Source organism: Spiroplasma sp. hy2 (assembly GCF_044714365.1).
GTDB lineage: Bacteria > Bacillota_I > Bacilli_A > Mycoplasmatales > Mycoplasmataceae > Spiroplasma > Spiroplasma phoeniceum.
In genome coordinates this window covers 1-6,218 of the sequence record NZ_RXFZ02000045.1, presented here as the reverse complement: position 1 = coordinate 6,218, position 6,218 = coordinate 1, and the positions used below count along the sequence as shown (strand labels likewise).

At 25.8% G+C, this 6,218-nt stretch carries 3 protein-coding genes; all 3 read left to right on the top strand.

Features of this window, described 5'->3' with window-relative positions; translation table 4 throughout:
• Nucleotides 1-279: 279 nt before the first annotated feature.
• Genes EHV01_RS02395 through EHV01_RS02385 form a run of 3 tightly spaced genes read left to right on the top strand, consistent with a single transcriptional unit; the run spans nucleotide 280 to nucleotide 6,129 of the window.
• A complete protein-coding gene (locus EHV01_RS02395; protein ID WP_422066047.1) occupies nucleotides 280-1,026 on the top strand; it encodes a hypothetical protein in 747 nt (248 codons plus the stop codon).
• A gap of 42 nt (nucleotides 1,027-1,068) precedes the next feature.
• The gene (locus tag EHV01_RS02390) at nucleotides 1,069-5,157 is read left to right on the top strand and encodes an ABC transporter permease (protein ID WP_422066046.1); all 4,089 of its coding nucleotides are present in this window, start codon (nucleotides 1,069-1,071) and stop codon (nucleotides 5,155-5,157) included.
• A gap of 12 nt (nucleotides 5,158-5,169) precedes the next feature.
• Complete coding sequence (locus EHV01_RS02385; protein WP_422066045.1) at nucleotides 5,170-6,129, top strand: hypothetical protein; 960 nt, start codon at nucleotides 5,170-5,172, stop codon at nucleotides 6,127-6,129.
• Nucleotides 6,130-6,218 lie beyond the last annotated feature (89 nt).

Here is a 6,218-nt window from a genome sequence, read left to right as displayed (position 1 = left end):
TAAATTTTTAAATAAAAGACATAATTAATTAAAATTATAATTTGCTATTAGTATCTTTTTAAAAATATTTACAATTATTTTAATAGGTTATGCAAGAAGTCTATTAAATATAAATTCAAAATGTCGGAAATTACTGCTCTAAAGCCCTTATTTTATGGGGGTCTGTTTTTTTAACCCCTTATGTTTATTGGGTTTTTTTGATGTTGAGTTGTGTTAGTTAATTAAACTTAATTTTACATTAATTTAGTAATAATGTTATAATAATATGAGCAAAATATAATGAAAGCTATAAAGGTGATGGTAATGAAAATATATGTTCTAAAAAAATATCAAAAATTTATTAATATTTTCTTTATTATTTTTCTTGCTTATATTTTATTTTCATCATCGTTTTCAATTATTGATATTGCGGGTAATTATAGTTTTTTAAATATTACATTAAATTTATTTTATCTTATTTGATCAAGTTTTATTTTTCTCTTTTTTATGGGAATTTTAGTTCAAATTTTGATTAATTTTAAACAATTAAAAAAGACAACAATTTCAGCGTGGAAATTAATTTTATTTTCTAATTGACAAATTATTATTTTATGACTTTGTAATATTGTTTTAATTTCATATATATTATTTTTTGGTTATACTTCAATAATTTTTCAATTGCAAAATATAATTGCATATGAAACAATATATTCTTTTTTAGTTATTTTATGCTATGTTTTTTATGCAATTTTTACTATTAGTTTTATTGTAATGCTAATATTGTTTCGCTTATATATAGGTTATTTAAAAAACATTAATGATGTGATTGCTTCTAGTTACTATACATTTTGTAAATGTACTTTAACTAGTATTGTTATTCCCCAACAAAGTCAATTAACAATGTCAATTTTATTAATAATTTATCCAAATTATAATTTTAATCAATGATTTATTAAAAAAACTAGTATTGTTGATAATCTTCGTAAAACAGAATTATTAACACAATTAAAAAAACAAACAACACCACCTAATCTTTATTTTAACTAAATTCAAATATTAACAAAAGAGAAGAAGAAAGAATGTGGAAAAATGACAGGTTTTAAGTTATTATTTAAAAACAATTTTAAAAACACGGTTAAAAATAAAATTCAATTTTTTGGTTTAGTTGTTTTAGTATTTTTGACTAGTTTTATTTTTACAATTATTGAAGTTTCTAAACAACGAGTAGAGAATAATTATAATACTTTTATTTCTGAACAATTAAGTAATCAACATGATTTTGTTGTTAGTTTTACTAATACTACTTATGTTAAAAATTCAAATGGGGAACCAGATCAGTTTGAAAAAATTACAGATAGTGGGGTTCGTCAAAATGCAATTTTAGAATTTATTAACGAGCAATTAAAAAATCGAAATGAACATTTTATTTATAATCGTGTTGAAGCACGAACATTTAGTTTGGGAAAAAATAAAGTTATTAAAGCAGTAACATTAAATCATTATCAAGAAATTGATAAATTTATTGTTGCTAATGGAATGCCGTTAAGTTTTTATATGAAATATTTATTATCGATTAATGAAGAAACAATGCATTGGATTTATTTGACGCCTGAGTTTGCTCGTAAAAATAATATTAAAATTAATGATATTATTCGATTACAAGCCGATAGATATGGAACAACAATTAAAGTTGCTGATAGTGAATTAAAAGGTGTTAATTTAACTTCATATGAAAGAGAAGATATTAATAAATGATTGCCAAAATCACCATATTCAAATGAAAATTGGTTTCGAGTGGTTGGGTTTGGACAATCAGCGGATTATGTTACACCAATTATTGATACAGGACATCCGTTTTCAAATATGAAAAATGAAGGAATTGCATATTTAGATCCGCGATTATTTGGCTTAGTTGAAGATACAGTTGAAGATACAGCTGGTAATAAATATCTTGTAACAAAGTTAGATTTAACAAAACAAATTTTAATTCCAGAAAGTCAATTAGAACGAGAAATTTATTATGTTGGAAAATTTCAACAGACAAAAGTTGACCAAATGCGAAGTAATTATAGTCAAACAATTAATAATTATTTAAATACTGACCAGGGAAAACATATTGGTTTAAATGGATATTATGTTAAAACACTATCAACTGGTTTACCAATTGCTACGTTTCGGACAGATAATCGTTATGAATTTGCAAAACGAATTACATATTTTACGTCAACATTAAGTGCTTTTATTAGTGGTTCTTATATTTTAATTACAATTTTACTAATTATTTCGTTCTTTGTATTAATTTTAGTTGTTCGTCGACAAATTGATGCAACTGGCCCACAAAATGGATTGTTACGAGCATTAGGATATCATCGTCGTGTATTAACCTTTAGTTATATTTCCTATCCATTAATGATTGCATTAATTGGGGGAATAGTTGGTTATGGAACGGGAATTAGTGGCCAATTTACTGTTAAATATTTATTTGGTTCATATTTTAATTTACCATATGGAAATTTTGTATTTGCACCATTAGCATTAGTAACTTGTGTTTTATTTATTTTTGCTTTACTAACTTGTGTCACAATGATTAGTGGAACAATTATGATGGTTTCAAGAACACCACTACAATTAATTCGTAAAGAAAAAACATTTTCACATGGTTGTTTTAAAAAAATTGTTTATAAAATGTTTGCAATTCGCAAAACATTTGATGCACGATTTCAAGCAGTACAATTATCTAATTCAATTGGAAAAATGGTAGGGGTATCTTTAACAATGATTATTAGTACCATTATGATTACGATGTCAACAACAATTCCAATTATCTTACAAAATAATATTCGTTATTCATACGAAGGAGATAATTATAAAACCCTAGTTGAATATAATAGTCCGATTTATAATTTACCAACAAGTTTTTTGCGAACATATGATCCAAGTCAAAAACCATGAGATAGTAAAAACAGTCTTTTAACTAATACAAATATGACAACAGATTTTAATCAATATCTTACTGATTTTGAAACAGGGCAAATTAATTCTGAAAATTTTGCTCCAACTTATCAAGCAGATGATATGCGGTCATTGTTATATCGTAATATTTCAAAAGAATTTTTGCAAAGTAATAAATTAACTTCAAGTGATCCGGGTTTATCCAAAGCAATTTGTAGTACGACATGAGGTGATTACAATGATTTTGCTCTAAATCTTTTAACAAAATTAACCATTGAACAATATTTGCGAACAACAGAAACAGCTCGCGAACATATTGATATTTTAGAAAAATCTCGATTATTTTATTGAAAATATCGGGAAACTGTTGGTTTAAATATTAAACGTGCAGATTATTTTGATTCACGAGGAAATTTAAATCTAAATGATAAGTTAAGAAACAATATTTTTACCCAAAGTGACTATAAACAAGATTTTGGAGAAGGAAATCCAACGATTACATTAGCTAATAATCATTTTCGTCCAGCATTAGAACAACCATTGTCGGTATCGTTTTATGGTGTTTTAAATTCAGCAACAGGAAATGAGTTTAATACACGTTTAAAAAAACCAATGTATGATTTATATAATTGAATTTATGCTTACTTTGTAGAAAATGTTAATCAATGTTTTATTCAAAGAGTATATTCACGTTCTCCGCAAACTGTTCGGTTAAAAATGCAAGAAGCATTTAATCAAAACAATGGTAATTTTAATTTAACCTTCGGAGTAATTCCGTTTAATCCATTAACAGATGATCGGGGAACAATGATTAATGCTGAATTAAATAGTATTGAGTTTAAGATTTACGGAATTAATCGTACATTTAAAAACCAAGCATTAACTAATAAAAATGGTGCGAATTTAAATAAAAAATTATTTACAGCAAGTAATAATATTGTTTTAAATGAATCATTAGCTAAACGCTTAAATGTTACAGTTGGAAATCAAATTAGTCCGTATTTGATTCGCAAAGCATTAGTTGATAGTAATCAAGGTGTTACTTCTGATCAAATTTTACAAGGTTGAGATGGAAGTGATGTAACAGGTGATGATGCCCAAGCACAAGGGCGAGTTGGTAAATTAATGTTTAATGGTGATAATAAATATAAAAATAAGGTTATAGATGAAAATAATGAATATGTTTTAGAAAGTAAAATTGATGCACTTGACCCAAATTTTACAAAACCATCAATTTTAAACGATAAAATTGTTGATGGAAGTTATCGAGTAAATAATCAAATGAACAATCAAACTTTTACAGTTGTTGGTATTACTAATCAATATGGTTCACCACGAGCTTGAATTAATGAAGATAGGGCACAACAATTACTAGGATATGATAAAACACGGAATTATTTATTACAATTGTTTTTAAATGAATGAATGAATTCATTTATCAGGAAGAATCCTGAATTAACACCTTCAAGAAAAGAAAGTTTAAACTTGTTAGAAAAATTTATTAAAGACCATTCAAGTACGCCTGTTAATAACTTATGAAATAAGTTTGTTGAATATTGAAGCGTACATCAAAGTGCAGTTAATTGAATTGCTGTCTTTGAAAATGAATATCCGATTTTTAATTATAAAATTTCTAATAGTGCTAAAATTGATGATATTGAAACAGGACTAGGAACAAGTCAATTATTTGGTGACTATAGTTTTTATGATTTAAATGGTGGTATTAGAAGTGAAATTTCTTATCCACCATATGCAAATAGTACTTTTGGCAGTTTAATGCCAATTGCTTCAGCACAAGCAATTTTAGGAAATATTTCAAAAGCAGTTAATGGGATTATCTTCTTTATTATTGGAATTTCGTTTGTATTAAGTTTTATGATTATTATTTTAACAAGTAATATTGTTATTGCAGAAAACCAAACAATTATTGCAACAATGAAAGTATTAGGATATCGAAATCGTTATATCACAAAATTAGTTATTGGAATGTATATTCCTATTATTGTAATAATGACAATTGCCGGTTTTGGCTTTGGATGATTATTCTTAATTATTTCTAATATGATATTAATTCGAATTGGAATAGTTTTACCACTGTTTATGAATGTCATGATTCCATTTATTGCAATTGGAAGTGGATTATTATTATACTTTATTGCATATTTAATTAGTTGATTCAATATGAATCGAATTAATCCATTGATTGCAATTATGAATGCGGATTAAGGAGGAATTAAAATGAAAAAATTATTAGCAACTATTGCCGTTGGAATTCTAGTTTCAGGACCAGTAATGTCTGTAGTTAGTTGTACTAAAAATGATAATTGAAATAATATTCCAGTTGATCCACCAGTTTTGCCAGTTGAAGTAACTGGTTTTGTTGGAGTTGATTTTAAAACAATTGATCCACAAAATAATAAACAAACTATTCCTGAATTATTCCAGCAATTAGCGCAATTGTTTCAAGGAACAAAATGAAACTTTGATCAGTTAATAAAAAATTATAAATTTAATAATCAATCAAAACCAATTGATAAAATTGATTTGTATCGTAATGGTCAATATGAATTGAACTTTAGTGATGAAACAAATTTAAATACAATAAAAATTAATAAAATAGTAACAACTTCAAACCATTTAGCTGATAAAGTAAAGAGTATTGATTTAGGACAAATTACTGATGCACGACCAAAAACAATTTTAATTGCCACTATTTTTAACAATATGCAACTTATTTCAGAATTAGATAAGTTTGGTGAGTATTTTATTGGGCCACAAACATCAGAAATATGAAACCGACAAATTGATAAAGTTGATAAAATTATGATTGAACCTGATCAAACTGGAGCAACTTTAATTTCAGGAAAAGACCATTGATCAGAAGATAATAACCCAAGAACAGATTATTATGGTTCAGTTAAAGTGTCTTTTTCTGTTGTCCCACCTGAACCTCCAATAGTAAAAGAGGATTTAGGACAAATGAAGTTAAAAACAAATTTAGGTAAATTACCAAAAGTAACTATTTTACAAGTAATGATGATGTTTATTAGTGTTTATTTTGTTAGCCAGTTAAATCGACTAAGTGCTTTATTAAATGATTTATATTTAGAAATTAACCCTGATAACAAAGGTGGAACAATTACTGCTTATGATAAATCAGAATACTATACTGGTAGTGTTAACATAAGTTTTAGTTAATTACATATTAATAAAAACCGCTAATTAGCTTTAATTTTGTCGAAAACTCTTGATATTTATAAAATATACCTAAAATTAGGTATATWTWT